General features: G+C 64.6%; 22 protein-coding genes. 8 read left to right on the top strand and 14 right to left on the bottom strand.

What is annotated here, in order from left to right:
• Positions 1-92 precede the first annotated feature (92 nt).
• The gene (locus V3C40_RS15075) at positions 93-560 is read left to right on the top strand and encodes a PACE efflux transporter (RefSeq protein WP_331777864.1); all 468 of its coding nucleotides are present in this window, start codon (positions 93-95) and stop codon (positions 558-560) included.
• Here V3C40_RS15075 and V3C40_RS15070 read toward each other — a convergent pair.
• Positions 536-1,417, bottom strand: coding sequence for a LysR family transcriptional regulator (locus tag V3C40_RS15070; RefSeq protein ID WP_070303077.1), 882 nt, complete (start codon positions 1,415-1,417; stop codon positions 536-538). The genes V3C40_RS15075 and V3C40_RS15070 overlap by 25 nt on opposite strands.
• Before the next feature lie 82 nt (positions 1,418-1,499).
• Here V3C40_RS15070 and V3C40_RS15065 point away from each other — a divergent pair, with 82 nt between their 5' ends.
• Positions 1,500-1,703 carry a DUF3460 family protein gene (locus V3C40_RS15065; RefSeq protein ID WP_070303076.1) on the top strand — a complete coding sequence of 68 codons (204 nt, stop codon included), beginning with the start codon at positions 1,500-1,502 and terminating at the stop codon, positions 1,701-1,703.
• 132 nt (positions 1,704-1,835) lie between these two features.
• Here the strand turns inward: V3C40_RS15065 and V3C40_RS15060 are convergent, their stop codons facing one another.
• Together V3C40_RS15060 and V3C40_RS15055 are read right to left on the bottom strand one after the other, a co-directional pair.
• Positions 1,836-2,585, bottom strand: coding sequence for a YcbK family protein (locus V3C40_RS15060; RefSeq protein WP_374106846.1), 750 nt, complete (start codon positions 2,583-2,585; stop codon positions 1,836-1,838).
• A gap of 99 nt (positions 2,586-2,684) precedes the next feature.
• A complete protein-coding gene (locus tag V3C40_RS15055; protein WP_070303075.1) occupies positions 2,685-3,521 on the bottom strand; it encodes an EAL domain-containing protein in 837 nt (278 codons plus the stop codon).
• Between the two features lie 233 nt (positions 3,522-3,754).
• On the opposite strand from V3C40_RS15055, the gene V3C40_RS15050 reads away from it, so the two are divergent.
• On the top strand, positions 3,755-4,567 hold the full coding sequence (locus V3C40_RS15050) for a class II glutamine amidotransferase (RefSeq protein ID WP_083292694.1): 813 nt from the start codon (positions 3,755-3,757) through the stop codon (positions 4,565-4,567).
• A 65-nt stretch (positions 4,568-4,632) separates the two neighbouring features.
• Here V3C40_RS15050 and V3C40_RS15045 read toward each other — a convergent pair whose 3' ends face one another.
• Positions 4,633-5,163: a GNAT family N-acetyltransferase gene (locus tag V3C40_RS15045; protein ID WP_034757728.1), complete on the bottom strand. Its 531-nt coding sequence runs from the start codon at positions 5,161-5,163 to the stop codon at positions 4,633-4,635.
• A gap of 399 nt (positions 5,164-5,562) precedes the next feature.
• Between V3C40_RS15045 and V3C40_RS15040 the strand changes: the two genes are divergently transcribed.
• Entirely contained in the window at positions 5,563-6,519 is a 957-nt protein-coding gene (locus V3C40_RS15040) for a sulfate ABC transporter substrate-binding protein (RefSeq protein ID WP_072454844.1), read from the top strand.
• Between the two features lie 43 nt (positions 6,520-6,562).
• Here the strand turns inward: V3C40_RS15040 and V3C40_RS15035 are convergent, their stop codons facing one another.
• Both V3C40_RS15035 and V3C40_RS15030 read right to left on the bottom strand, forming a co-directional pair.
• A complete protein-coding gene (locus tag V3C40_RS15035) occupies positions 6,563-7,711 on the bottom strand; it encodes a helix-turn-helix transcriptional regulator (RefSeq protein ID WP_331777862.1) in 1,149 nt (382 codons plus the stop codon).
• Between the two features lie 4 nt (positions 7,712-7,715).
• Positions 7,716-7,871, bottom strand: a complete 156-nt coding sequence (locus V3C40_RS15030) for a hypothetical protein (protein WP_331777861.1) — start codon at positions 7,869-7,871, stop codon at positions 7,716-7,718.
• Between V3C40_RS15030 and V3C40_RS15025 the strand changes: the two genes are divergently transcribed.
• Positions 7,870-8,988, top strand: coding sequence for a hypothetical protein (locus V3C40_RS15025; RefSeq protein ID WP_331777860.1), 1,119 nt, complete (start codon positions 7,870-7,872; stop codon positions 8,986-8,988). The two genes, V3C40_RS15030 and V3C40_RS15025, sit on opposite strands and share 2 nt — an antisense overlap.
• A gap of 13 nt (positions 8,989-9,001) precedes the next feature.
• Here the strand turns inward: V3C40_RS15025 and V3C40_RS15020 are convergent, their stop codons facing one another.
• Positions 9,002-9,487 carry a hypothetical protein gene (locus V3C40_RS15020; RefSeq protein ID WP_219328378.1) on the bottom strand — a complete coding sequence of 162 codons (486 nt, stop codon included), beginning with the start codon at positions 9,485-9,487 and terminating at the stop codon, positions 9,002-9,004.
• A gap of 173 nt (positions 9,488-9,660) precedes the next feature.
• On the opposite strand from V3C40_RS15020, the gene V3C40_RS15015 reads away from it, so the two are divergent.
• Positions 9,661-9,879 (top strand): TOBE domain-containing protein, encoded by a 219-nt coding sequence (locus tag V3C40_RS15015; RefSeq protein ID WP_034757699.1) that lies wholly within the window; start codon positions 9,661-9,663, stop codon positions 9,877-9,879.
• Between the two features lie 23 nt (positions 9,880-9,902).
• Here the strand turns inward: V3C40_RS15015 and V3C40_RS15010 are convergent, their stop codons facing one another.
• Together V3C40_RS15010 and V3C40_RS15005 are read right to left on the bottom strand one after the other, a co-directional pair.
• Positions 9,903-10,652 (bottom strand): LytR/AlgR family response regulator transcription factor, encoded by a 750-nt coding sequence (locus V3C40_RS15010; RefSeq protein ID WP_034757697.1) that lies wholly within the window; start codon positions 10,650-10,652, stop codon positions 9,903-9,905.
• Positions 10,649-11,908, bottom strand: a complete 1,260-nt coding sequence (locus V3C40_RS15005) for a sensor histidine kinase (protein ID WP_331777859.1) — start codon at positions 11,906-11,908, stop codon at positions 10,649-10,651. The genes V3C40_RS15010 and V3C40_RS15005 overlap by 4 nt, the downstream gene beginning before the upstream one ends.
• Positions 11,909-12,325: 417 nt before the next feature.
• Here V3C40_RS15005 and V3C40_RS15000 point away from each other — a divergent pair, with 417 nt between their 5' ends.
• Entirely contained in the window at positions 12,326-13,204 is an 879-nt protein-coding gene (locus V3C40_RS15000; protein WP_072454576.1) for a serine hydrolase, read from the top strand.
• Between the two features lie 46 nt (positions 13,205-13,250).
• Here the strand turns inward: V3C40_RS15000 and V3C40_RS14995 are convergent, their stop codons facing one another.
• A complete protein-coding gene (locus V3C40_RS14995) occupies positions 13,251-14,183 on the bottom strand; it encodes a DMT family transporter (protein ID WP_331777858.1) in 933 nt (310 codons plus the stop codon).
• A gap of 109 nt (positions 14,184-14,292) precedes the next feature.
• Between V3C40_RS14995 and V3C40_RS14990 the strand changes: the two genes are divergently transcribed.
• Positions 14,293-15,192: a LysR family transcriptional regulator gene (locus tag V3C40_RS14990; RefSeq protein ID WP_331777857.1), complete on the top strand. Its 900-nt coding sequence runs from the start codon at positions 14,293-14,295 to the stop codon at positions 15,190-15,192.
• Positions 15,193-15,199: 7 nt separating this feature from the next.
• Here the strand turns inward: V3C40_RS14990 and V3C40_RS14985 are convergent, their stop codons facing one another.
• The 4 genes from V3C40_RS14985 to recC all read right to left on the bottom strand — a co-directional run bounded on the left by V3C40_RS14985 (position 15,200) and on the right by recC (position 26,308).
• Positions 15,200-17,119, bottom strand: coding sequence for a methyl-accepting chemotaxis protein (locus tag V3C40_RS14985; RefSeq protein ID WP_331777856.1), 1,920 nt, complete (start codon positions 17,117-17,119; stop codon positions 15,200-15,202).
• A 150-nt stretch (positions 17,120-17,269) separates the two neighbouring features.
• Positions 17,270-19,243 carry an exodeoxyribonuclease V subunit alpha gene (recD, locus tag V3C40_RS14980; RefSeq protein WP_331777855.1) on the bottom strand — a complete coding sequence of 658 codons (1,974 nt, stop codon included), beginning with the start codon at positions 19,241-19,243 and terminating at the stop codon, positions 17,270-17,272.
• On the bottom strand, positions 19,233-22,892 hold the full coding sequence (recB, locus tag V3C40_RS14975; protein WP_331777854.1) for an exodeoxyribonuclease V subunit beta: 3,660 nt from the start codon (positions 22,890-22,892) through the stop codon (positions 19,233-19,235). Before recB ends, recD begins: the two co-directional genes overlap by 11 nt.
• Entirely contained in the window at positions 22,889-26,308 is a 3,420-nt protein-coding gene (recC, locus tag V3C40_RS14970; RefSeq protein ID WP_331777853.1) for an exodeoxyribonuclease V subunit gamma, read from the bottom strand. Before recC ends, recB begins: the two co-directional genes overlap by 4 nt.
• Positions 26,309-26,361 lie beyond the last annotated feature (53 nt).

Below are 26,361 nucleotides of genomic sequence, written 5' to 3'. Positions count from 1 at the left end.
ACCGAATCAATCAGAAAAACTGACAGCTATCGACTTCAAACATCAGCACACCTGACTTAAAATAGCCGCCATCTCTTCTTTACAGGCTTTACATGCAAGGCATCAAACGCAAAATCGTCTACGTCACCGCCTTTGAAATCATCGGCATGGCCATTTCCACGGCCTGGCTGACCATGCTTTCGGGCGAATCGCCCACCAGCACGGGGCCGCTGGCGATCATGATCACCACCATCGCCGTGATCTGGAACCTGCTCTACAACACGGCGTTCGAATACTGGGAAATCCGCCAGGTATCGCGCACGCGGACCGTCTGGCGCCGCATCCTGCATGCGATCGGCTTCCAGATCACCCTGGTCATCTACCTGATCCCGCTGATCGCCTGGTGGCTCGACATCAGCCTGTGGCAAGCGTTCGTGCTCGATTTCGCGCTGATGCTGATCATCCCGTGCTACAGCTTCATCTTCAACTATTTCTTCGACGGCTTGTTCGGCGTGCCCCTGTCGGCGCAGCAGCCGAAGGAAGAGCCGGCCGACATTCAGGCCGCTTCGCTGAGCAACTGAAGAAAGGACCGCGCCGCCATGCCCAGCGGCCGGTCCTTCATCCACACGAGGTGGATGGGCACGACGAGGCCATTGCCCGTGTTCTTGAATGCCACGCAGCGCACCCGCCCTGCCGCCAGCGAATCCTGGATGGCCGAGGCGGCAAAGTTGCCCCAGCCCAGTCCCGCTTCCACCATCGCCAGCGCCACCGGCAAACTGTCCGTGCGCCAATAGGACAGTCCCACCACAGGGCGCGCATCGGCCAGGTCGAGTTCGCGGCTGGCCACGATGATCTGGCGCAAGTTCACCAATTCTTCGATATACAGGGGCCGGCCCGCCGCGTCGGGCGGATGCTGGGTGGAGATAATCGCCAGCAAGGCATCGCTGCCCACCAGCTGGAACTGTTCTTCGTGATTGATACGCCCGCCAGCAAAAGCCATGCAGGCGCTGATGCGGCCCCGGTGCAGCATGTCGAGCACATCGTCCTGCGGCGCCGTCAGCACTTCGATGTCGAGCAGCGGATGGCGCTGCGACAGCGCGCGCACGGCGGCCAGGAAGGGCGTATGGTCGAGCTCGGCTGCGATGCCCAGCGAAATGCGGCTTTCCAATCCCTGCGACAATTCCTGCACGTGCAGGTGCAACTGCTTCAACTGCTCGGCGATCAGGCGCGCGTGGGGAAGCAGCGCCATGGCGGCCGGCGTGGGCACGGCTTCGCGCGCGCCCCGGTCGAACAGGGCGATACCCAGTTCCGCCTCGATATTGGCCATCGCCATGCTGACAGCCGATGGCGCACGCCGCAAGGTACGCGCGGCGGCCGAGAACGAACCGCCATCGACGACGGCCAGGAACAGTTCGATGTTGTGGCTGGACAGTTTCATGGGGAATATGGAAAGTGCGGTGGAAAGTGCGGCACTTTTGCGCGCAAGGGCGGTCAAAAGGAAAAACCATGGGAGGACGCGCATGCGCCATCGACTACCGTACCGCCGCAGCGGCTATGTCTCGGACTTTACCCGCTTTATCGACGGCTATCTGCAGACGCACCCGGAAGTACTGGAAAACCAGCGGCGCGGCTGGCGCATCTGGTGGGAGCGCCCCGCCAAGCTGCGCGAACTGGAACTGATCCACGCCGACAGCGTGCCGGAGCCGCCCTACCACTACGACTAAAAACGCCTGACCAAACCTACTGCGCGGTGCGCCTTGCGGCCTGCGATGCTCGCCGTACCTTCGTACGGCTGCGCGTCTCGGCCACAAATCACTACCGCTCGCGACGGTTTTGTCAGGTGTTTAATCTTTCGTTTAACCTTTCCAGACGCGCTGGAGGCCCGTATCCGCATGGATCCAGCCGCCGCGCGGGCCATTGCGGTAATAAAAGCCCACGCCGCCCTGCTTGAAGCTGCGCACGAGCGAACCGAGCACTTCCGCGTTCAGATTCGCCACGCGGATGTCGGCGGCGCGGCCCGAGATGTGCAGCGACTGGCGCGCGGCCGGCACGCCCGCTTCGCGCAGGCGGCTGTTCGACTCGGCCGTGCGGTAGCCCGACAGGATCTCCAGCGGCTGCTCGATGCCGTAGCGGGCCACGAACGCTTGCGTGCCCCACAGGGTTTCCAGCAGTTTCGGGTCGATCGGCGCCGTCTTCTTGCCGTTCACGTCGCGCAGCAAGTGGCACAGTTCCTGGTAAGCCGAATCGATGACTTCGCCATCTTTCCAGTACAGCAGCTTGGCCTTTTCATTGCTGGCCGGGCGCACCACTTCCAGGGTGCGGGGCTTGAGCCAGAATTCCAGGTCCAGCGCCTGCGCGTCGAAGATGTCGGGCGGCGGTTCCATCTCGGTGATGGCCTGGCGCGACTGCGACGTGATCGAGCGGTCGACGCTGGCCAGTTGCGTCGGCTGGGGCGGCACGGCCGTGCGCGGTGCGCGCGGCTTGGCGCTGGCCGAAGCCGAGGCCGGAGCGGCCGTGCGCGAGGCGCAGCCGATGAGAGGAGTGGCTACCAGGCCCAGCGCGGCCAGGCCCATACCGTGATGTAGAAAATTTCTGCGCGATGCCATAGTCAGTCCAATTTAACGATGGGAATACTATAGCGTATTGTGCTGCGAAGAAAAACCCTCAATGCCTATCGTGTCACCCTCATTTTGGTATTGGGTGCCCTATGCGGCGGCCGCGCTGGCCGCCACGTGGCGGCTTGCCTGCGCCAGCGCCGTCAACGGCTTGTCCAATAAATATCCCTGGGCCACGATGGGCAAGCCCGTGATGGCGGCGACCCGCTGCAGCGCGGCCAGCGCCGGCGGCGTGTCGAGGCGCTTGAAAATGACGCGGATCTTCGCCGCATGGCACAGAGTGACGAAGCTGGCGACGGCCTGCTCGTCGCTGAGATTGCCCGCGTCGAGCTTGAACGCATGCGGGTGCAAGCGCTCCAGCATGCCGGTCGCCTCCTGCACGCTGGCCACATTGATGGCCAGGCGGAAACCGTTGCGCCGGTAATTATCGGCCACGTAATTGAGCAGCCAACCCTGGTTAGTCGTGACCGTCGGCAATTGCAGCACGATGCGCTCGATGGGCAAGCCCAGCGCGTCGAGGATGCGCTGGAAAGCGTGGCCGTGATTGCTGCTGACGGCGCTCAGCAGGCGGTCATGCACGTTCAGGTACAGGTCCGACTGCTCCGCTTCGCCCTGGCGGAAGAAATTGATCGCGTGCAGCATGCGGCACAACCGGTCCAGCTCCACGGATTCATCGTCGCTGGCCGCGTGGTCGAGCAAGCGCCACAGCGACAAGCCCTCGTCCGCCTTCGACACGCTGCGCGCCAGCCCTTCGAACGCCACCAGCTTGCCGCTGTCCAGTTCGCGCAGCGGCTGGAAGGCGCTCGTCATGGTGCAATTGAAAAAGCGCCCCAGCGCCCTGCCCTCCCCGTCGAGCCAGACGCTGGTGCCGGCCTGGGTTTGGTGCGACAGGCGGGCCAGGTAATTTTTCAGGACGGGAAATGGCATACGTGCTCCTTCATCGGGCTGCGCCAGCTGCCCTCGTGGGGGAGGACGGCGCCAAAGTGTGCAGAGTAAGGCAGCGCCAAGCAAAGGAGAACGAATGGTTTCGCCATTTGATATGCGCCCAGCACATAAGGATTGCGACGGCCAGCGCATAACGATAGTCGGAAACATTCGTTCCTGTGACCTGCCCCGGCCTTTACTGTGGGCATGTACCGATACCATCAGGAAGGGCCGCCATGTGCCAGTTACTCGCAATGAACAGCAGCAAACCGGCCGCGCTGGGATTTTCCTTTGCCGGCTTTGCCGAGCGGGGCGGACGCACGGACGAGCACCGCGACGGCTGGGGTATCGCTTATCATTCCAGTAGCGGCTGCACTTTGCTGACGGATCACCTGGCCGCCATCGATTCGCCGCTGGCGGCCCAGGTACAGCAGCATCCCATGAAGGCGAAAAACATCGTCGCGCACATCCGCAAGGCTACGCAGGGCCGCATCGCGCCGGAAAACACCCACCCGTTCGCCCGCGAACTGTGGGGCAAGACCTGGTCGTTCGCCCACAATGGCGACTTGAAAACGTGGCGCGCGCCCGCCAATGCGCACTACCGCGCCAGCGGCGACACGGACAGCGAGCAGGCGTTTTGCCACCTGCTGGCCAGCCTGCGCACGCGCTTTCCCGCTGGCGAACCCGCGCGCGCCGACTTGCGCACCGCCATCGCCGAGGTCGCCACGGACATCGCCGCGCACGGCTGCTTCAATTTCATCCTGTCGGACGGCGAGCTGCTGTTTGCCCACTGTTCCACGCATTTGCACTATGTGATACGCGAATACCCGTTTTCCGTAGCGCAACTGATCGACTGCGAGCGCAGCATCGACTTTCGCCAGCACAACCATCTGGACGACCGCATCGCCGTCATCGCCACGCATCCGCTGACGCAAAACGAGGACTGGCTGGCCTTCGCGCCCGGCGAACTGAAACTGTTTGCCGGCGGCACCTTGCTACCGGCAAACGATCGCGCGCAACCAGGCGTGTATATCCAGATCAGTTATTGAGGGGAACTATTCAAAGGAAGGAAAGGCCCGCCGCCGGATGGGCGGGCTGAAGGACAAGCTAGCCGTCAGGCCGAATTGCAGTTGCAAAAGCGCTTGCGCTTGGGATCCCCACTGGCAATGCCTGCGGGATCAATCTGTTTCCAGCAAAAAATCGTTTCCACGCCATATGGCGAACGCACATTGCCCGCCTCGACATAGCCCCGCTTGACGAAAAAGGCCTGGCTGCTGGCAGTGCTGTGCAGCTGCAGGGCCTTGATGCCCCACTCGCGCGCCTGCGCTTCCAGCTGCTCCACCAGCGCCTTGCCCGCGCCGCGGCCTTGCGCCTCGGGCAGCAGGTAGCACAGGGCCAGCTTGCCGGCGCGCGTCAGCAAGCCGACGCCGACCACGGCGCCCGCCTCGACTGCGACCAGCGAAAAATTGGTGGGCGACGCGAACCAGCACGCCACCATCTGCGGTGTTTTATTGCCCAGCCAGGCTTCCAGGATGGCCGGATCGTCCCGATGATCGAGGCTGCAGCATTCGACGATGGAGCGTCGTAATACGTTGCACGCCTCGAAAGCGTCGGTCGATGTTGCAATACGAATTTCAAGACTCATGTACGCTCACAAAATATTCCAGTTGCCGATGCAGGCGGTTTACCCCTGTATCGTGCGATTCGACTATACACCAAGCGGCGCAATCGGGTTTTTTGCCGCACGCCACAGACCGGTTTTGCCTATGGCGCCATGCCTGCAGACTAAGTGCTGGTGCGCGCCTTGCCCACGAATGTTTCCAAAAATCGATATCTGTTTTTTAGCGTAAACGGGAATCAAATCTAAGCATATTACGAAAAATTCGTTTCTTTTCCGGCCGGAATTTTAGACTATGTCTATCTATTCTCACAACAAGAGTTCAACATGACCCATTCCAACGCCGTATTGACCACCGCAGCGACGCTCACCCAACGCTCGCGCCGCTGGTTCCTGGCCAGTGCCCTGGCCGCGTCCGCTGCCGCCATGAGCCTGCCCATGGCGGCCAGCGCCGCCGAACCCGTGGTCTTGCTGAACGCCTCGTACGACGTGATGCGCGAACTGTTCAAGGATGTGAATCCCGCGTTTATTGCTGACTGGAAAGCCAAAACGGGTGAAACCATCACCATTAAGCAATCGCACGGCGGCTCGAGCAAGCAGGCGCGCTCCGTCGCCGATGGCCTGGAAGCGTCCGTCGTGACCATGAACCAGGCCAATGACATCGATATCCTCGTCGACCGCGGCCTCGTGGTGGCCGACTGGGCCAAGAAATTCCCGAACAATGCGGCGCCGTTTTATTCGACCATGGTGTACCTGGTGCGCAAAGGCAACCCGAAACGCATCAAGGATTGGGACGACCTGGCCAAGCCCGGCATCAAGGTCATCGTGCCGAACCCGAAAACCTCGGGCAATGGCCGCTACACCTACCTGGCGGCATGGGGCTATGCCGTGAAAAAAGGCGGCAGCGAAGCGCAGGCGCGCGACCTCGTTACCAAGCTGTTCAAGAACGTACCCGTGCTGGACGGCGGCGGCCGCGGCGCCACGACCACCTTCACGCAGCGTGAAATCGGCGACGTGCTGGTGACGTTTGAAAATGAAGTACAACTGGTGCGCGCCGAATTCGGCGACAACTTCGAAGTGGTGTATCCAAGCATCTCCATCCTGGCAGAGTCCCCGGTGGCCGTCGTCGACAAGGTCGTCGACCGCCGCGGCATCCGCAAGGAAGCCACGGCCTACCTGCAATACCTGTACTCGGAACCCGGCCAGGAACTGGTCGCCAAGCACTATCTGCGCCCCCGTTCGGCAGCAGTCGCCAAGAAATACGCGGCCAGCTTCAAGCCGATCACGCTGTTCACCATCGATGACGTGTTTGGCGGCTGGAAACAAGCGCAAAAGAAACACTTTGACGATGGCGGCGAGTTCGACAAGATTTATCAGAAGTAATCTTCGCCGAACCAGCACAAAACCGGGACATGTCCCGGTTTTTTTATGGCTGCGCGCCAGCATGCCACTCTAACGCGCTGAACAGGCTGGCGATCTCGCTGCTGCGGTGCGTGCCTGTCTTGGCCAGGATGGCCTGGATCTGGCTGCGTACGGTACTGATGCACACGCCCTGGCGCTGCGCGTACTCGGCTGGCTCCATGCCGTCGGCCAAGGCCAGCGCCAGCGACCACTCCGCGCCCGTCAAGCCGCATGGCCGCTCGGCCGCGCCGGGCCAATGCCGCCGCCCGCTCCTGAACAGTGGCCGCAAGGACAGCATGGCCAGGCTGGCGCCCTCCCCGTCTGCCGGGCCGATACGCACGGGCAGCGGCAGGATGCCGATTTCCAGCGCCGGCCGGCCGTCTGCGTCACTCGCATACAAGGGAGCGGGACGGTGGCACGCCAGTCCGACGCAAGCCTGCCGTACGCGCTGCGCCAGTTGCTGTTGCAGCTGGCTCACGCGCACAGCCACCTTACCGCCATGCAAGGTGATCACGGAGGCGAGCGGCGACGTCGCGGCCAGCAAGCGCTGCGCCGCCAGGTTCATGAAAACCAGCCGCAGGCAGGCATCGGCCAGCAAGATGGCGCGCGGCAAGGCGTCGAGCGCCTCCCAGGCCAGCGCGCCATGCGCCTGGGCTTGCTGCGCCGTATCGCGCAGGCAAAAAACATTCGGCAGATGGTCAAGCACGCGCTGCAGCTGGCCGCGCGTGTTCCCGTCATACGGACCCTGGCCCGCGGCGCGGTGCGCGGACAGGATGGTGAGCGCGCCGTTGTCGCGCACGACGCCGCTGCACGAATAGCGCACGCCCGCGCGCAAATAGAAATCCTGGAAATACTCGCTGCGCGCCACGGCCTGCTCGCTGAAATAATCCTGCATCAGATGCATGCGCCCGGGCGGCCCGCGCGTGAGCACTGCATAGCCGGGATCAAGCGCGTGATAGTAGCGCCGGTAGCCGTCTTCCCAGGCGCTTTGGTCCAGCCCGGTCACATAGCCGCGCGACGGTACCGCGCCCGTTTCCGCTTTCAGGAAACAGCAGGCCACATCGCCGCCCGCCAGCCGGGCGAACGCGCGCATGGCCACGCTCCACTGCGGCGGCTCCAATGCCGCCCGGTAAAAAGCGGCGATAACGGGATCCGCGCCGTCCTTGTCCATCATTGCCCTACCTGTAAAAAACCCGGCAAACCAGTACCGCATCCTTCACTTGAAGGATGCGCGGCAACGGGCCGGCACGCACCATGGCATCGACGGCTGCCGCCATGCGCATGCCATCGCCAGTGTTCTCCCCAACCTCGTTCTCATCAAGGAGCAGCATCATGCCTTCAATCGATACCGGTCGCCACACTCTCCAGTTGATCCATGCAGGCAACAAGCCCTTGCGCATGGCCGCGAGCGCTTCCCTCCTGCTGGCGCTATCGGCCTGTGCCAACCTGCACACCATCCACCGCACGACCGACTTGCCAGGCGCTGGCATGGCCGTCCACCTCGATGCGGCCCAGCGCGTCATTCATGTCACGCAAGATGGCAAAGCCTGTGCCGAGCCGACACCCGATGCCCTGCAATCGTATGCCTCCTCCTTCGGCGGCACCCTCAGCGCCGGCCCCGACAGCGCCGCCGTCTCGAATGCCCTGCGCGCCAATGCAGCCAGCGTGGGCCTGCACTCCCAAAGCATCACCCTGATGCGTCAGCAACTGTTCAATATCTGCGAATACGCGCAAAACAAATGGCTCAACGATGCTGACGTCATGCTGCTCATGGAGCGTTCGCAAGACCTGACCCTGGGTATCCTGGCCATCGAGCAACTGACTGGCGCCGTGGTGGCGCGCCAGCCGGTGCTGGCAGACCATACCGACATAATCGCAGAGGCACAACGGCGCCTCAAGGCATCCCAGGATGCCCTGGCAACGCAAGCGAAACTGGATCTTGCCATCAAAAAAGAACAAGCCCTGCAAGCCAATGCCGATGCCGCCGTTCAAGTCAAACCAACGGCCCTGGCCACCACGGACAAGGAAGTCGTCATGCTTAAGACCGCCCAGGAAGGTGCAAGTTCCGCCAGCGCCACGGACGGCAAGGCCGGGCAGGTGGAGACGAACGCGGGGCTGGCGCAAGCACAGGCCGAGCGTGTCGCGCTCGAAGAGGAACTGGCCGACAAGCTGGCGCAAAGCCAGCCCGGTGCCAGTACCATCAATGCAGGAACGGCAGAACACCTTGCCAGGGCCAGTACCGACATCGTCAAGATGATCTTGAACAAGGGGCACTTGACCGATATGTGCATCACCTTTATCAATCATCCGAAGAAGTATGTGGAAATGTGGCAGCACTACAAGGAAGTCATGGACCAATGCAAGTCGGTACTGGCGGTGGATTTGCTCCCGGGTACTGCTTATCCATACAGCCACAGGGATGCCACGCAGGCCAAGCCGGAACTGGAATAAGGGGAAACCAGCCTTACTGCTTCTTCAGCAGCAGCTTGAACTGCGGCACCCAGCGCCCGTCCAGCAGCATCTCGCTGGCGGCCTCATAGGCATCGCCCGATGGTGTCCAGCGCACGCGGTAGGTCAAGGTCTTGCCCTTGGCGCCCACATAGTCGGTGGCGGGAAAGTCGAGCCCGTCGTCTACCGGCTGCATCGTGCCGCGGCTATGGCCGCCGCTGTTTTCCAGATACAGGAAGGCGACCTTGTTTGCGGCGGGATCGTGGTAATACGTGGTTTCGCCCACGTAGTCGGGCTTGTCGGGACTGCGCACCGTGTGCACGTCGCGCAGCATCTGCCCGCCGTACAGCCACTGGAAACAGTGCTCATCCGTTTGCTTGCCACCGGCAAACTCGCCCTTCCAGCAATGCCCGGCCAGGAAAGCCATCGGCTGCAGCGCCGCGACCGGTTGCGCCAGCACGGCAAATGAGGGCAAGAGCAGCAGCAAGGGCAATGGACGCATGGCAAACCTCCAGGATGTTGCAGCCAAGTATAGGCGAATAAAGTGCTAGCGTCAGTGCTGGCGCACGCTTTGCGCATATCGATATGCGCATCGATTCGTGGTCAAAAGCGTGCGCGGGCCGTACTCTGGCCTTGTCGCGCCGCATGGCGTATTACGGGCACAAAGGAAATATCATGGCTATCTCGGAAGTGAATGTACGCAACCAGTTTCGCGGCAAGATCAAGGAAATCATCTTTGGACCCGTGGTTTCGGAAGTGGACGTGGAAACGCCGCACGGCATCGTCACGTCGGTGATCACCTCGCGCTCGATCAAGGACCTGGACTTGAAGGTGGGCAGCGAAGTCATCGCGCTGGTCAAATCGACGGAAGTGTCGATCGCCAAGATCCAGTAAGCACCCGGCGATTGCCTTGCCAGCTAATCACGGAACAGATACGTAAACGTGCGGCTGACGGGCAGCTTTTCCGTGCTGCCGCGCACCAGCACCTGCATGCGCTCGGCGTCGATGCGTTCAGCCGCTTCGATGGCTTTCACGTTGACCATGGTGCCGCGGTGGATTTGCCAGAACTGTTCCGGATCGAGGCCGCCCAGCAAATCCTTGAGTGGCGTGCGCACCAGCGCTTCCGAACCGGCCAGCACCACGCGCGTGTACTTGGTGTCGGCCTGGAAGAACAGCACGTCGTCGATGTCGATCAGGCGAATCTGCTTGCCCACGCTGGCCTTGATCCATTTCAACTTGTCGCGCGGCGGCGCCGGCAAGGCGGCGCGCAGCGACTGCAATAGATTGGCCATGTCGGCCGGCTGGGCGCCGAGCTTGTCGCGCAGCCGGGCCAGCGCCCGCTGCAAGCGCTCGGCCTGCACGGGTTTCAACAGGTAGTCGACGGCGCCTGCGTCGAACGCATCGACGGCGTACTGGTCGTAGGCCGTGACGAACACCACGTGGGCGCGCTTGCCGATGCGTTCGGCCACTTCCAGGCCCGACAGGCCTGGCATGCGGATGTCGAGAAAGACCACGTCTGGCTCATGCTCGAGGAAACCGTCCCAGGCATCGTTGCCGTTTTCCGCCACCAGCACGACGTGCGCTTCGGGCCAGGCTTGCGCCAGCAGCATTTGCAGGCGCTCGCGCATCAGCGGTTCGTCTTCGGCAATCAGGATGGTGGGATTCATGCGGCAGGGTCTTTCAGGCTGGATGCAATTTTGATGGGTAGCAATATTTCAGCGGTCACGCCGCCCTCCTCGCCGTCGTGCAGGCTCAGGCTGGCGGACGGATCGGACAGCAATAGCCGGCTGCGCACGTTTTCCAGGCCCAGTCCTCCGCCCTGTGCGCTGTCGGCGCCGCTGGCAGGCAAACCCATGCCCGTATCCTGCACGCGCAGGCGCAGCATGCCGTCCACCCGCAGCGCCGACAGGCGGATCTCGCCGCCGCGCAACGACGGTTCAATACCGTGTTTGATGGCGTTTTCCGCCAGGGTCAGCAAGATCATGCTGGGTATCGTCGCGTGCGCAAACTCGGCCGGCAAGTCCAGCGCATAGCGCAAGCGCGAGCCCATGCGTGCCTGCATCACGCGCAAATACGCAGCCACCATGTCGAACTCGCTTTGCAAGGGCACTTGCTCGCTGCGCATCTCCGCCAGGCTGGCGCGCAGGAAGGCGATCAGGTCGGCCGTCAATGCCGCGGCCTTGCCGGCGCCTTGCGCGCCCTGCTCGGCCAGCTGTTGCACGGCGCCCAGGGTATTGAACAGGAAATGCGGCTCGATCTGCGCGCGCAGCAGGCGCAGCTGCGATTCGCTCAGTTCGCGCGCCAGACGATCGCGCTCGGCATCCTGCTGCAGTTGCAGGGTCAGCGCTTCGTACTGGCGGTTGCGCCAGGTGGTCACGATCGCCAGCGGCACCATGTAAAACAGGCAAGCCACGAGCAAGGCCGTGCCGCCCACGCGCAGCAAACGCTCGAAGGCCATGTCCATGGAACCGGTATCGCTCAAGCCGGCCATCAGCACGCCAACGGCCACGCCGGCCACGCAGGTCGACACGATCAGCAAGAGTTTCTTGAGCTTGTTGCGCACGGAACTGCGGTAATTGAACCAGACGCCCACCAGGCCCCACGCCAGCGCAAACCCCAGGCCGTTGCTGAAGACCAGGGCCTTGAGCAATTCGAACTTGGCTGGCAGCAGCAAGTGCAGTGCGACGCCGATGGCGCTGAACAACAGCATCAGCTTGAACGCGGCGATGTAAAAACCGGCGCCGCGGTACTTGAGCAGGAAATCGTGCAACTGCTGGCGCTCGATCGGCGTCAGCTTGACCAGCTTCATGGCGATGTAGCGGCGCATCCGTCCCTGGACCTGCGCCGCCATCTCGGGGTGTTTCAGCACCAGCAGCGATTCCTCATCGACACTGCGGTACCAGTCCGTATATTTTTTTAACACGATGCGTTCTCCGTGGTCTGTGATTCAGGCATGAACGCAGTCTACGGCGCCCCTGTTGCAGGGCATAGCGCGGGGCGACGAAGCACGAAGCGGCAGGCATCAACGACGAAGCGCGCGGCGCCTGCCGAACCCCTCGTTGCTAATATTGCTCAAATAATACGAAGTTTCCAAGGTGAAATCAATAATTGCGTAACAATTTTCACTACGGCAAGAATAGCCGTTTTTATTTGCCAAATTGGCCGCAACGCCGCCTGTTACGGGCCTGTACCGTAGACATCGCTTGATCTTTAATGGTATTGTCTAAGCTTGGCAAATATTGCCTCCGAGATACACGCCGCGTCCCCGCGCGGCCCCGTTCCGGATTTGCGCGCAGCGCCCACGATGGCGCCCCAAAACTGCTTTTCCACATACAATCCCATGCTCAAAAAAATGTTCGCCGCGGTGCTGATGACGCTTTCGACAGCGGCCATCGCCGTGCCCTTCGGTTCCCAGTCGATACTGGTGGTCGAAGACGGCACAGGCAAAGTCTTGCTTGAAAAAAATTCCAACGTGGTGGTGCCCATCGCCTCGCTGACCAAACTCATGACAGCCATGGTCGTGCTCGACTCCAAGGCGAACATGGAGGAAGAGATCAGCATCGACCGCGAGGACGTCGATACCCTGAAGCACAGCACCTCCCGCGTGCCCGTGGGCGCCACCCTGAGCCGCCACGACGTGCTGCAACTGGCGCTGATGTCATCCGACAACCGCGCCGCCGCCTCGCTGGCGCGTACCTTCCCCGGCGGCCCGACGGCGTTTGCCGTGGCCGTCAACGCCAAGATCAAGGCCCTGGGCATGCGCCAGACCGTGATCGAAGAACCGACGGGCTTGTCGCCGAACAACCAGTCGACGGCGGCCGACCTCGTCAAGATGGCCGTGGCCGCCTCGCGCTACCCGGAAATCAGCCGCATCACGACGGATTCGAAGGACATCATCCAGATCAAGGGCCGCGACGTGGAATACCACAACACGAACCGCCTGGTGGGCGCCAAGGGCTGGGACATCGGCCTGTCGAAGACGGGCTACACGAATGAAGCGGGCCGCTGCCTGATCATGCGCATCAAGTCGGCCGGCAAGTTCGCCACGATGATCCTGCTCAACGCGCGCGCCAATTCCGTGCGCGCCATGGACGCCGTCAACATCCGCCGCATGCTGGCGGCCGAGAACGGCATCGAAGAGCCGAAGGTGATGCGCGCCTCGGTCAGCCGGCATAAAAAAGCGCCGGCGAAGCCATCGAAGCGCCGCCGCGCCCGTTAAGCACGGCTGAATGCTGGGGTCAGACCCGACGGGTCTGACCCCAGAACTATTTCGCTTGCCGGTTGGTCATGATGACGCCGGCAATCGTCACCGCCCCGCCCACCAGCATCGAGGCGAGCACCGGCTCGCCCAGCAGCGCCGCCGCCAGCACGATGCCGAACACGGGCACGAGGTTGTTGAACACGGCCGTGCGCGACGGCCCCAGCGCTTTGACGCCCTCGTAATACCAGACAAAGCCGATCACCGTGCCGAACACGCCCAGGTAGCCAATGGCGGCCCACACTTGCCAGCCGAAGCTGTGCCATGGCACGCTCGGAAATTCCACGGCCGCCCCCACCAGCAAAAAGGCCAGGCCCCACATCGATGCATACGTGGTGGCGGCGATCGGCGACAAGCCCTTCAGCGCGACCCGGCCGATCAGGGTATAGGCGGCCCAGCTGGAAATGCCGCAAAACATGAACACTTCGCCCATGCCGATGCCGCCGCCCGTGCCGTGCAGCACGCCGGCAAGGTCGCCGCGCGTGATGACGATGGCCGTGCCGCAGAACGCCAGCATGATGCCCAGCCACTTGAACGATCCGAGCCGTTCGCGGAACAGCATGGCCGAGGCCAGCGCCGTGACGATGGGGTTCAGCGCGACAAATAAAGCCGTGCGCCCCGCCGGCATGCGCGACAGCGCGGCCAGGAAGCACAGGTTGTACAAGAAGATGCCCGTCAGGCCCAGGGCCGCCGTCGTCATCAGCTGCTTGCGGTCCAGGCGCGGCAAGCCCCCTTCCAGCTTCCAGGCCAGCACGACGAGCAACAGCACGGCCACGCCGAAGCGTCCGCTGGCGGCCGTCATGGGCGGCATCTGCTGCGCCAGCACGCGCCCCGCGATAAAGGTACCGCCCCAGAACAGGGCGACGAAAATCAGTTTCAGGTAGACGAGCGGCGATTGCACGGAAGGCAAGGCGGCGGAAGGTATGGCGGTAGTGCGCATGGAAAGTCCTATGATGTCGCTTGTGCAGCGGATGCTGCAGATATATATTAATACTAATATCAACTCATGAAATAATGAGCGAATACTCATACATCAAAGAAACCACACCATGACCTTCACGCAACTGGAAATTTTTACTTTGGTGGCCGAACTGCACGGCTTTTCCGCCGCCGCCGCACAGCTGGGCATCAGCCAGTCGGCCGTCTCGCATGCGTTGAAGGCGCTGGAAAAGGAAATGGGCGTGGATCTGATCGTGCGCCACCAGGCCTCGGCCGAGCTGACCGACGTGGGCCGCCAGCTGCTGGTGCGTGCGCGTGAAATCCTCGGGCTATCCGAAGCCATGCGCCAGGAAGCGGCCGACGTGCTGGGCCAGCGCCAGGGCAGCCTGCGTATCGGTTCCTTCGGCCCGACGTCGTCCTTGAATCTGCTGCCGGCCATCACGGCGCAATTCCGCCTGCGCTATCCGGGCATCGACCTGCGCATCGACGAAGGCGCCGACCATGAAGTGGTGCAGTGGATACGCGAGCGGCGGGTCGACGTGGGCTTCGTCGTGCTGCCCGACGAACGTTTCGATACGGCGCCGCTGGTGGAAGACCAGATGATGGCGCTGGTGCCGCGCAGCCATGCACTGTCCAGCGAAACGTCCATCACCCTGGCCCAATTGTGCGAAGGGCCGTTCATCATGTCCGAGGCGGGCTGCGCCTGCCTGATCGAGCCGCTGTTCGCCAACGCGGGGCTGCAGCCGCAGGTACCGTACCGCATCAGCCAGGTGATCACCATCCTCGACATGGTCAGCCGCGGCGACGGCCTGTCCATCGTGGCAGAACTGGCCCTGCCCCAACGGCTGCGCGAGCAGTATCCGGAGCTGGTCGCCCTGCCCTTGAATCCCCCCGTCAGCCGCAAGGTGGGCCTGGCCGTGCGCGACCGGCGCCAGAACACGCCGGCCACCAACGCTTTTTTCGAGGTGGCGAAACAGATGGCGCCAACCCTGGTGCCCCGGCGCGCTTGAACGCTACTTAGAAAGTCTCCCACTCCTCGCTGCGTTCCGGCTTGGCGGCGGGCGCCGGTGCTGGCCGGCTGGCGATGCGCGGTGCGATGGCTGCCCGCGCCACCGGTTTGACAGGCGCCGGCGCCTGCCCTTCATCGAGCTTGAACACGCCCACCACCTGCGCCAGGGTACTGGCCTGGTCTTGCAGGCTTTCCGCTGCGGCCGCCGCCTCTTCCACCAGGGCCGCGTTCTGCTGCGTCACCTGGTCCATCTGCGCAATCGCCTGGTTCACCTGTTCGATGCCCGAGCTTTGCTCGACGCTGGCAGCCGTGATCTCGCCCATGATGTCGGTGACGCGGCGCACGCTGTCGACGATTTCCTGCATCGTCGCGCCCGCCTCGTCGACGAGGCGCGCGCCCGAATCGACCTTGCTCACCGAATCGTCGATCAGCAGCTTGATTTCCTTCGCTGCGCCAGCCGATCTTTGAGCCAGATTACGCACTTCCGTCGCCACCACGGCAAAGCCCCGTCCCTGCTCGCCCGCGCGTGCCGCTTCCACGGCCGCATTGAGCGCGAGGATATTCGTCTGGAAGGCGATGCCGTCGATGACGCTGATGATGTCGACGATCTTCTTCGACGAATCGTTGATCGAGGCCATGGTATCGACCACCTGCGCCACCACTTGGCCGCCCTTGCTGGCCACGCCGGACGCCGATTGCGCCATCTGGTTGGCCTGGCGCGCATTGTCGGCATTTTGCTTGACGGTGCTGGTCAGCTCCTCCATCGAGGCGGCCGTCTCTTCCAGCGAACTCGCTTGCTGCTCCGTGCGCGACGACAGGTCCTGGTTGCCGGCGGCGATTTCCGACGACGATACCTTGACCGACTCGCTGGCCGTGCGGATTTTCACGAGCACGGCGGCGATCTTGTCGATGAAGCGGTTGAAGGCGCCGGCGATCTGCGCCAGTTCGTCCACGCCGGAAGCGTCGAGGCGGAGAGTCAGGTCGCCCTCGCCCGAGGCGATATCGTCGAGCGCGTCACGCACCAGTTCCAGGCGCTTGAGCATCTTGAACACCAGCAGCGACAGCAGCAGCGCGGCCAGCCCGGTCAGCAGCGCGGCCGTGACGGTGGCCGTCGTCAGCATCGTCTGCAAGGCTTGCATGGCTTCCTGCTGGTCGAGCACCACGGCCAGCAGCCAGTCGGTGCCGGCCACGCGCGTGACGTACAGCTTGCCGTCGCGCTCGTTCAATCGCACGGCCTCGCTCGTGCGCGCGCTTTCCAGCCGGTTGACCTGTGCGGCCGACAGCGACGCATCGAGTTTCGCCACCGGCTGCAGGCTAAGGTCCTTGTTCGCGTGGGCGATGATGGTGCCGCTCTGGTCGACGAGGAAGGCAAAGCTGTGCGGCGTCGGCTTGATCGCCACCACGTTGGCAATCACGGTATCGAGCAGCACGTCCGCGCCCGCCACGCCCACCAATGCCTCCTTCGGCCCGACGGGCGCCGTGAACGACACCACGAGCTTGTGGCTGGCCGCGTCCACGTACGGCGGCGTGAGCATCGGCACGCCCGCCTTGACCGTGTCCGTATACCAGGCGCGCGCCGTGGGGTCGAAATCGGCCGGGCGGCCCGGATGGGTAAACACGGAACGCTTGTCCGCGTAGCCGATGAACACTTCCGCAAAATCGCCAGCCTTTTCCGCGATCTCGAAGGCGCGCAGCGGATCGGGCGTCTCGGCCGACATGACGACGGACGCCATGACCTTTTTCTTGCCATCGACCCATTGCGCCAGCACGGCCGACTGGCTTTGCAGCAGCTGCTGCATCTGCTGGTCCGATGACGCCAGCATGCTGCTGCGTGTGGTGACGTAATTGGCGACCGACAAGGCGAGCATGGACAATACGACGATGGCCACGCAGATGAGCACCAGCCGCGTGCGAAGGGAAGACAACATGATGGACTCCTCGTTTCGATTTGAGTGACGAGAAACAGTGCTCTGCACTACTTTCTCTATGAAAGCATTTTCACACAAAAATCGGAACAATTATCATCAATATTCGGAATACAACACATATATTTCCGCGTGGAAACCTGTCAAACCCTATCAGCCGATCAGCCCTCTCAAGCCGCTGGCCCGCTGCGTGCGGCGCAGAATCGCGTCGAACAGCACGGCCTGCGTGGGCGAGACGAGGGTAAAGAAGTCGCGCGCGCGCGTGATGCCCGTGTAGACCAGTTCGCGCGCCAGCATGGCGCCGCCTTCCTGGGGCAGCACCAGCACCGTGTGGCGGAATTCCGAACCCTGCGATTTATGCACGGTCATGGCGAACGCCGTCTCCACGTGGCGCAAGCGCGTGGCCAGCACGCTGCGCACGTTCTCGCCTTCCAGGAAGTACACGCGCAATGAACCGGGCCGCGTCGGATCGCGCAGGGTCAATCCGATGTCGCCATTGAACACGCCCGTACCGTAATCGTTACGCGTGACCATCACGGGACGGCCCACATACCATTCGCTGCGGCGTATCAAGCCTTCCTTTTCCAGCCGCAGTTCGATGGCCGTGTTCAAGCCGGCCACGCCCCACTCGCCCTCGCGCACGGCGCACAGGATGCGGAACGACTCAAACGCATGCAGCACGGCGCGCACCCAGTCGTCATGCTGCGCGTACGCCGCTTCGCCCGCATTCACCAGTGCCAGGTAGGGCTGGTAGCCACCCGGCGCGTCCGCGCGGCCACGCAAGGCCAGGCGCAGCACCTCGTCCGGCTGCGCGCTCACGCTCCACGCCAGCTGGCCGCCGCTGTCGCCGGCAAAACACGCTTTGGCAAGATCGGGCCTGCCGCCATTCACGGCGAAGGCCAGCTCGCCGATCGGACCGCTGAAACGGTGGCTGTGGCGCAGCATCACCGTCTGCTGCGCCAGCGCGCCGGCCGCCCCCGCGAAGTCGGGCGGAATGGCCACGCCGCTGGCCGCCTGCGCATACGCGATGGTAGCCGGCGTGTAGCCGCCCGCCTGCGCGTCGTGGCACAAGTCACCGAGCACGGCGCCCGCTTCCACGGACGCCAGCTGGTCCTTGTCGCCGAGCAGGATCAATATCGCCGTGGGAGGCAAGGCGTCGAGCACGGACGCCATCATCTCCAGGTGCACCATCGACGCTTCATCGACGATCAGCACGTCGACGTCGAGCGGATTGCCCGCGTGGTGGGCAAAGGCGCGCGTATCGGGCCGCGCGCCCAGCAAACTATGCAGGGTGCGCGCCGCGCCCATGCGCCGCGCCAGTTCCAGCAGGGGCAGCGCATCGCCCGCCTTGGCCGCCAGCCCCTCCAAAGCCTTGTCGATCGACTGTTTCAGCCGCGCGGCCGCCTTGCCGGTCGGCGCGGCCAGCGCGATGCGCAGCTGCTCCGGCTGCGGCGAAACGGCAAACAGCAAGGTCAGCAAACTGGCTACCGTGTACGTCTTGCCCGTTCCAGGACCGCCCGTGATGATCGCCACCTTGCCGCGCAGCGCGATGGCGCATGCCACTTTTTGCCAGTCCGGCCCACCGTCCTGCGTGGGCTGGTCGAACAGGATGTCGAGCCATAGCCGCACCTGCGCCAGCGGCGGATTCGTCAAATCCTGCGCGCGCGCAGCGATTTTTTCGCCCACCAGGCTTTCGTCGCGCCAGTAGCGGCGCAAATACAGGCGGTCGCCATCGAGCACCAGCGGCTGGCGCACGTCAGCCGCGCCCACCGTCCACACCTGCGGCGCGCCGGCCAGCAGCGCGCGCCAGCCCTCGACGCTGTCCGGCAACGGACCGGAAACGGCCAGCACGCCATGCCACAGCTCTTCGCTCCAGCCCAGCAGCTGCGACGGTTCGCTGGCCAGCTCAAACAGCATCAGACAGCTGTGCCCCCGCCCTTCCAGCTCGGACAGCACGACGCACGCCACGGCCACGGCGGGCGCATTCGGTGCGTTGTCGTCCAGCGTGCCGATGAAGCGGGCAAACGCGGCGCTCAGGCGGCGCAGGTGCCCCGTCTCGGCAACGCCGTCGATATGGCTGAACAAGGCATCCATCTGCAGGGTATCCAACTGCGCGTCATGCTGCATGGTGTTCCGTTTCTTCTAACAGTTGATCGAGGCCGTCCAGCAGTTCCAGCTGCGGCGCCAGCCAGTAGCAGCCATGCGTGTCCGCATTCGCGATGCCGCGCAAAAACAGGAAGATGGCGCCGCCCAGGTGCTCGGCCGGGTCGTAGGCGTCGCCCAAACGGCTTTTCAGCAACCGGTGCAAGGCCAGCATGTAGATGGCGCCCTGGATATCGTAGCGGTGCTGCGCCATGCCGGCCGCCAGCGCCTGTGTGTGGTAGGCCGCGTCGTTGGCGCCCAGCGCATTCGACTTGTAGTCGAGCACCCAGTAGCGGCCATCCCGTTCGATGACCAGGTCGGCAAAACCTTTCAGCATGCCGTGCAGCTGGCGCCGCGGCAGCACGGGACGCGGTGCGCCGTCGAGCAGCAAACGCGTGCACAGCTGGTCGAGCGCCGCCGTGGACAAATGCTCGCTGGGGAACCAGAACTCCATCTCGGACAGGGTGCTATCCAACTGCGACAGCGAGGCATCGAGCAGCGGCAGCGGCGTGATGGCGATTTCCCTGAGCCAGGCGATGGCGTCGTCCTGGCGGTGGCCCCAGCCCGAGCGCTCGCAGCGCGCGGCCAGGCGGGTGTCGAAGTTGTCATCGTGGACGCTGTCAAACCCTTCGCTGCCCATCCACTCGAGCTGCTCGTGCAGGAAATTGCCGGGCACGGAGCCGCGCGGAAAACGGTGCCAGGGCGCGTCGCCCATGTGCGTCGGCGTGACCACGGCGACAGCCGTGCCATCTTCCAGCAAGGTTTCTTCCAGCGCCCGCTGCGGCACGTGCGCGGCCGTCACGGCGCCGATCTGGCGCGTCAGCGACGTGAAGCTGCCCACCGACCAGTCGCGCTCGAATTCGCCCGAGAACACGGGCGCGGGCCGCAACTCGGGCCGCCGCTCCACCCGATCCAGCACCGTGCAAGCGTCGGGCTGCCCCAAGGTGCTGACATAGATGGCGTCGCAATCGCCCGCCACCTGCTGCCAGCGCAGCAGCAGCTGCTCGAACGGCAGCTTGTCACCGCCCGTCAGCAGGTAGCCGAGCGCCGATTCGTGCAAGGTGTTCTCGCCCGCCTTGCGCGCCGCCTGGGCGGCCACGCCCAGCCACAGGAAGTGGCGCGCCCGCGTCAACGCCACGTACAGCAGGCGCAAGTCTTCCTCGATGCGCGCCTCTTCCACAAACGCCATGGCCTCGTCGGACAAGGACAGGTCGAGACGGCGTTCGCCATCGTCGCCCGCATACTCGAAGAAGCTGCGGTTGCGTTTATCCACCTTGCGCGCCGTGACGGAAAACGGTAAATAGACCAGCGGGTATTCGAGTCCTTTCGACTTGTGCACGGTGATGACCTTCACCAGTTCCGCATCGCTTTCCAGGCGCAGCACGCGCTCGTCGCCGTTTTCGCCTTCGCCGGCGATCTGCTCGGCCAGCCAACGTATCAGCGCCTGCTCGCCATCGAGCTGGCGGCTGGCCGATTGCAGCAATTCGGCCAGGTGCAGCAGATTCGTCAAGCGCCGCTCGCCGCCCGTCTGCTGCAGCAGCATGGCCGGCAGCTGCAATTCGTGGATGAAACGGCGCAGCATGGCCAGCACGCCCTGGCGCTGCCAGATCAGGTGCAGGGCCTTCAGTTGCTCGACCCGGCGTTCCCATTCCAGCTCATCGCTCGACAGGCGCGCCAGCTCGCCCAGCGACAGGCCGATCGTGCGCGTGGCAAACGCGGCGCGCGCCAGTCCCCCGTCGAGCGGGTTGGCCAGCGCCGCCAGCCAGCGCAGCACGTCCTGCGCTTCCTCGCTGTCGATGACGGAATCCTTGTCGGACAGGTAGACGCTGGCGACCCGGCGGCGCGCCAGTGCGCGGCGGATGGCGGCCGCCTCCTTGCGGTCGCGCACAAGGATGGCCACGTCGGCCGGCTGCAGGCGCACAAAACCATCGGGGCCCGTAAAACCGGCCTGCGGGTAGCCCAGCATGGCGACGATGTGTTCGGCGCAGTGCTGCGCGAAATACTCGCGGTAGCTGTCGCCGCGCAGCGCTTCATCGCTGGCGCAGGCGGCCAGCAGGGCCGGCAGCGGACCGCTGGCGTTCACCAGGTGTTCGGCGCGGCCCTTGGCGTCGACGGCCTCGAATGGCAGCGGATTCTCGCCGTTTTTGCGGTAGCGGAAAGCGCCGGCCGGCACCTCGTCGCGCTCCGCGTGCAGGAACAGCTGGTTGACGGCCGCCACCAGCGGGGCCGTCGAACGGTAATTGGTGCCCAGCTGGTAGTGGCGTCCCGTGGTCGCGCGCCGCGCCGCCAGGTAGCTCTGGATGTCGGCGCCGCGAAAACCGTAGATCGACTGCTTCGGGTCGCCGATCAGGAACAGGCCCAGGGCCGGATCGTTGTCGGCAATCCGGTACAGCAGGTTGAAAATCTGGTACTGCGCGGGCGCCGTATCCTGGAATTCATCGACCATGGCCAGCGGATACTGGTCGATGATGCGCTGGCGCAGGGCCGCGCCATTCTCGCCGGCCAGCGCGTCGTGCAGGCGCTGCAGCATGTCGGCAAAGCCGAACTGGCGCGACTGGCGTTTTAACTGATCCATGCGCCGCGCGATGGCCGCCGCCGCATGCAGGTGCAGCTTGTGCGCCAGCGGCGTGATACCCGCCAGGGCGATCCCCAGTGCCTCCGTATGCTCGAAGCATTCGGGCACCTGCGCCGTGAAACTCTTGGCAAACGCATCCTCGATGCCGAACGGCGTCAAGCGTTCCCACGCCTTGGCCGTGATGGCGGGCAGCAGCAACAGCGGGTCTTGCGCCCATTTACGCAAGCCGTCGAACCACTTCGCCAGGTTCTCCGGCTTCATCTTGACGCCATTAAAACACTTGGGATTGGCGGCGCGGTGGTCATTGATCCACATCGCCATCTGGTCCACGCGCTCGACCCAGCCCGCCTTCAGGGTGGCCAGCTGCGCGGCCAGCGCCCGCTGTTCGCGCGCGATCAATGCCGACAACGGCTCTTCGTCGGCCATGCGCATGATGTCCGCGCGGCGCGCCAGCTCGCGCGCGCCCTTCTTCAGGGCGCCGACGTCGGGCCAGCAGGCCAGCAGCACGTCGAGCGCCTGCGGCGGCAAAGGGTAGACTTGCTGGCGCCAGTAATCGTGTGCCGCATCCTCGAACAAGGCTTGCTCGTCGCTGACCAGTTCCTCGTCGAACAGGCTGCCGCTGTCGAACGCATGCTCGCGCAGCATGCGCTGGCACCAGGCGTCGATGGTGAAAATGGCCGCTTCATCCATCGTCTCGGCGGCCAGCATCAGCCGGTGCGCGGCCTTTTGCCGCTCGCTCTCGTCCGGATAGGATTCGAGCAAGGCGTCGAGAAACGGGTCGCTGCCGCCGGATTCGTGGCGAAAATAAGCGGCCGCCTCGATCAGGCGCTCGCGCACGCGGTTCGACAATTCGCGCGTGGCGGCGCGGGTAAATGTCATCACGAGAATGTCAGCCGGCAGCAGCGGCCGCGTAAAGCGGCTGTCGCCGTCGCCATGCCCCAGCACGAGACGCACGTACAGCGCGGCGATGGTCCAGGTTTTACCCGTACCGGCCGACGCTTCGATCAGGCGCGAGCCGTGCAGCGGAAACGCCAGGGGGTTGAGCAGATGGCTCGTCATTGTTCTTCTCCCGCGCCGTCATCGGGCGCGCTGATCGGGTCGATCGTGATGTGCTGTTGCAGCCAGTCGGCCAGCGGGCCATACAGCTCGCGCGTGCAGTCTTCCCACGCTTCCTCCGCAGCCAGCGCGGAAAACTCGGGCCACAGGCGCGCCAGACACAGTTCCGCGCGCTCGCCAGTCATGTCGAAGCCGCCGTCATACACGGCGCGCGGGTCGCCCTGCCGCACCAGCGCCAGCCCCGTCTTGCACGCCGTCGGCAGCGGATGGTTCATGCCTTCGCGCCACAGCGCCAGCAAGGTGGCCAGCGCGTCGCGCGACGTGGCCGGATCGAGCGGCGCCATGCTGACGATGGCGTCGCGCGCCACCAGGTAGCCGGTGACGGGAAAGCCGAGGGCGGCGGCGGCCAGCTGGCGCAGCCACATCAGCATCAGCTTGTCGCCACGCGCCAGACCGTTCTTGTCCGTCACCTTCGAGGAAATCTGCATCAGCCAGGCCGTGTCCTGCCCGTTGCTGCACAATTTGTCGAGCCAGTCGTCGATCTGCACTTCGCCAAACGGCAGGTTGATGGCGCGCTTGTCGGCCGCGTACGGGAACGAGGCGCGCAAGGACAACCACGCGCTGCGCACGGGCACGAGCGCCTCGACCAGCTGCGCCTGCACCTGCCGGCCGATCAGGCCGATCGGCAGCACGCCTTCCCGCGCCAGCTTTTCCGCGCGCGCTTCCAGGCTGGGGCGCACGTCGTCCAAGGCTTCCACGGCGCCGCCGTCATCGAGCATGGTGTCTTCCAGCAGATAGCGCTCGAGCGCATTCAGGCCGAACGGTTCTTCATCCTCGCCCAGCATGGCCGCATCGGCGAAATGCACGCTCAAGCGGCGGCGGAAAAAGTATTTGACGGGCTGGCGCAAGAAGCTGGCCAGCTCGCCCAGTTTCAAGCGCGTACCGGGATCGAGCTCGTAAGGGCCCAGCGCCAGTTCCTCGGCTTGGGTCTCCGCATCGGCATGCGCGACGCGCCATTCGCGCGCGTACGTCAGCAAGCCATCGGCTTCGAAATAGCGGCGGCTGAAGGGCTGCAGCGCGTGCTCGGTGGTCAGCGAGACCAGGTGCCGGTCCAGCGACCAGCCGGCGGCCAGGTAATCGCGCAGCTGCGACACGAGCACGGACGGCGGCTGCTCGGAATTGTCGCGCACATTGCGCCCCACCCAGCTCACATACAGTTTGTCGCGCGCGGCCTGCAAGGCTTCGAGCATCAGGTAGCGGTCATCGTCGCGGCGCGAGCGGTCGCCCGGGCGCGCCATGCCGGGCAGCGCCAGCAAGTCGAAATCGGCCTTTTGCGCGCGGCGCGGGAAGTCGCCATCGTTCATGCCCAGCAGGCACACGACGCGGAACGGCACGGCGCGCATCGGCATCAGGGTGCAAAACGTCACGCCGCCGGAGACGAATTGATGGTTCAGGGTCGGCTCGTCCAGCGCGCCCAGCCACGCCACGCGCAGCACGGACAACGGCACCGGCTCGACAAAGCCCGCATGCTCGCACGTTTCCAGCCAGCCCTGCAAGGCGGCTTCCAGCTGCGCCAGGGTCAGGCGGTCGCCCTCGTCGTCGGCGTCAAAGAAGGCGCCCAGCAGCGCGCGCGCCTGCACGCCCCACTCGGCTGGTGTGCGCACGCCGGCCAGCACGGTGCGCCAGTGCAGCAGCGCCTCGACCAGCTGCGCCAGCGAGCCCGCAAGCGCCGCATCGAGGCCGCCCACTTCCGCATACGGCTCGATGCCGCCAAAGCTGGCGCCACCGCCGCTGGCATAGCCGAGCAGCATGCGCCGCACGCCGAAGATCCATGCATTCTGCTCGCCGGCCGCGCCCAGCCCCAGGCCGCTGCGGTGATGCTGGTCCAGGCCCCAGCGCACGCCCGCCCCTTCGATCCAGGCGCCCAGGGTGACCAGATCGTCCGGCTGCAGGCCAAAGCGGGTGGCCAGCGCGGGCACGTCGAGCAGGTCGCGCACTTCGCTCTGGCGGCAGCGCTGCTGCGGCAACTGCAGCAGCCACTCGAGCGCGACGAGCAGCGGGTTGACGCTGCGGTCCTTCACGTCGCCGATCTCGAACGGGATGAAACGCTCGTCGTTGCGCCGGTACTGGCCGAAGACGGCGTGGATGGCGGCCGTGAAGGTATCGATGTCGGGCACCATCACCACCACGTCGCGCGGACGCAAACCCGTTTCGGCGCTGTGCGCGAACATGGCCAGCAGCTGGTCGTGCAGCACTTCCACTTCGCGCTGCACGCTGTGCGCCACGTGAAATTCGATCGAGCGGTCGCCGGCGTCGGGCGGTATTTGCTCGTGCTCGGCCAGCGGACGCAGTTCGCGGATGGCCACCTGCACCTGCTGCAGCAGGGTCTCGCCCGTTTCCTCGCCAAACAGGTCGATGCGCAGGCTGTCGTCGCGCCCCTCGGCTTGCGCGTGTTCGTCGAATTCGTCGAGCATGCGGATGAAATCGCGCCCTTGCCTGCCCCAGCTGGCCAGCAGCGGGTGGCTGTGCGCATGCAGTTCTTCCAGCGGAATCCCGGCCAGGTCGGTGCCATTGCGCTGGCGCTGGCGCTTGTTTTCCGCGCGCAGCAAGTCGCGCCCGTCGATGATGTCGCCCCAGTAGAACTGGCACGGATTGGGTACGGCCAGCACCACCTGCGTGTGGCGCGCCAGCGCGGCCAGCGCCTGCAAGGTCTGGTACGGCAAGGCCGACACGCCAAACAGCACGACCCTGCGCGGCAGCTTGCCTACCGGCGTATCGTCGGCGGCGATCGCCGCCAGGAAGGCGTCGTGGATGTCGGCGCGGCCCGTGTCGCGCTCGAAATCCTCGACATCGGCCGCCACGGCGCGCCACAACTGCGCCTGCCAGCGCTGGTCTTCCTTCAGAACGATGGAGTCGCCGCGCGCCGTGCGCAACTGGTCGCGCCCGGCCGCCCAATCGGCCAGCCAGTCGGCGCGGTAGACCTGGTACTGGTCGAACAGGTCGGCCAGGCGCTCGGCTAGCTGCAGCCGGCGTTCGCAATCGCCGTCGGCAAGGAAGTAGCGCAGCGGCGCGAACACGGGGTCGGACAGCAGCGACGGCAACAGGCGCATCAAACGCCACGTTAGCGGGGACTTGTCGAACGGCGACACGCGCGGCACTCTGTCGCGCCCCAGCATGCCCCGGTAGCTTTCCCACAGCAGGCGCGCCGGCAGCGCGATGCGCGTGGCGGCGCATACGCCCATCTCCTCGGCCAGGGCGATCTTCAGCCATTCGGCCACGCCGTTCGACTGCACCAGGAAGATGTCCGTTTCCAGCGGCGCCAGCGGATGCTGGCGCAGCCACTGGAAGACGGCGGCGCGCAGCTGTTCCAGCTGGTTGCCGTGCAGGATGAGGAGGCCGGGCGTGACGGGTGTATGCATGCTGATCCGATGGGTTGCCGCGCCTCCGGCCCGGTGGCCGGAGACGTCAAACG

This window comes from Janthinobacterium sp. LS2A, from assembly GCF_036543145.1.
Classification (GTDB): Bacteria; Pseudomonadota; Gammaproteobacteria; order Burkholderiales; family Burkholderiaceae_D; genus Janthinobacterium; species Janthinobacterium aestuarii.
This window is presented reverse-complemented; position numbering and strand designations above follow the sequence as displayed.

Excerpts from the sequence above, each read along its gene's own strand:
- V3C40_RS15075 (WP_331777864.1), top strand. The coding sequence starts at position 93 with ATGCAAGGCATCAAACGCAAAATCGTCTACGTCACCGCCTTTGAAATC.
- V3C40_RS15070 (WP_070303077.1), bottom strand. The coding sequence starts at position 1,417 with ATGAAACTGTCCAGCCACAACATCGAACTGTTCCTGGCCGTCGTCGAT.
- V3C40_RS15065 (WP_070303076.1), top strand. The coding sequence starts at position 1,500 with ATGCGCCATCGACTACCGTACCGCCGCAGCGGCTATGTCTCGGACTTT.
- V3C40_RS15060 (WP_374106846.1), bottom strand. The coding sequence starts at position 2,585 with ATGGCATCGCGCAGAAATTTTCTACATCACGGTATGGGCCTGGCCGCG.
- V3C40_RS15055 (WP_070303075.1), bottom strand. The coding sequence starts at position 3,521 with ATGCCATTTCCCGTCCTGAAAAATTACCTGGCCCGCCTGTCGCACCAA.
- V3C40_RS15050 (WP_083292694.1), top strand. The coding sequence starts at position 3,755 with ATGTGCCAGTTACTCGCAATGAACAGCAGCAAACCGGCCGCGCTGGGA.
- V3C40_RS15045 (WP_034757728.1), bottom strand. The coding sequence starts at position 5,163 with ATGAGTCTTGAAATTCGTATTGCAACATCGACCGACGCTTTCGAGGCG.
- V3C40_RS15040 (WP_072454844.1), top strand. The coding sequence starts at position 5,563 with ATGAGCCTGCCCATGGCGGCCAGCGCCGCCGAACCCGTGGTCTTGCTG.
- V3C40_RS15035 (WP_331777862.1), bottom strand. The coding sequence starts at position 7,711 with ATGATGGACAAGGACGGCGCGGATCCCGTTATCGCCGCTTTTTACCGG.
- V3C40_RS15025 (WP_331777860.1), top strand. The coding sequence starts at position 7,870 with ATGCCTTCAATCGATACCGGTCGCCACACTCTCCAGTTGATCCATGCA.
- V3C40_RS15030 (WP_331777861.1), bottom strand. The coding sequence starts at position 7,871 with ATGATGCTGCTCCTTGATGAGAACGAGGTTGGGGAGAACACTGGCGAT.
- V3C40_RS15020 (WP_219328378.1), bottom strand. The coding sequence starts at position 9,487 with ATGCGTCCATTGCCCTTGCTGCTGCTCTTGCCCTCATTTGCCGTGCTG.
- V3C40_RS15015 (WP_034757699.1), top strand. The coding sequence starts at position 9,661 with ATGGCTATCTCGGAAGTGAATGTACGCAACCAGTTTCGCGGCAAGATC.
- V3C40_RS15010 (WP_034757697.1), bottom strand. The coding sequence starts at position 10,652 with ATGAATCCCACCATCCTGATTGCCGAAGACGAACCGCTGATGCGCGAG.
- V3C40_RS15000 (WP_072454576.1), top strand. The coding sequence starts at position 12,326 with ATGCTCAAAAAAATGTTCGCCGCGGTGCTGATGACGCTTTCGACAGCG.
- V3C40_RS14995 (WP_331777858.1), bottom strand. The coding sequence starts at position 14,183 with ATGCGCACTACCGCCATACCTTCCGCCGCCTTGCCTTCCGTGCAATCG.
- V3C40_RS14990 (WP_331777857.1), top strand. The coding sequence starts at position 14,293 with ATGACCTTCACGCAACTGGAAATTTTTACTTTGGTGGCCGAACTGCAC.
- V3C40_RS14985 (WP_331777856.1), bottom strand. The coding sequence starts at position 17,119 with ATGTTGTCTTCCCTTCGCACGCGGCTGGTGCTCATCTGCGTGGCCATC.
- recD (WP_331777855.1), bottom strand. The coding sequence starts at position 19,243 with ATGCAGCATGACGCGCAGTTGGATACCCTGCAGATGGATGCCTTGTTC.
- recB (WP_331777854.1), bottom strand. The coding sequence starts at position 22,892 with ATGACGAGCCATCTGCTCAACCCCCTGGCGTTTCCGCTGCACGGCTCG.
- recC (WP_331777853.1), bottom strand. The coding sequence starts at position 26,308 with ATGCATACACCCGTCACGCCCGGCCTCCTCATCCTGCACGGCAACCAG.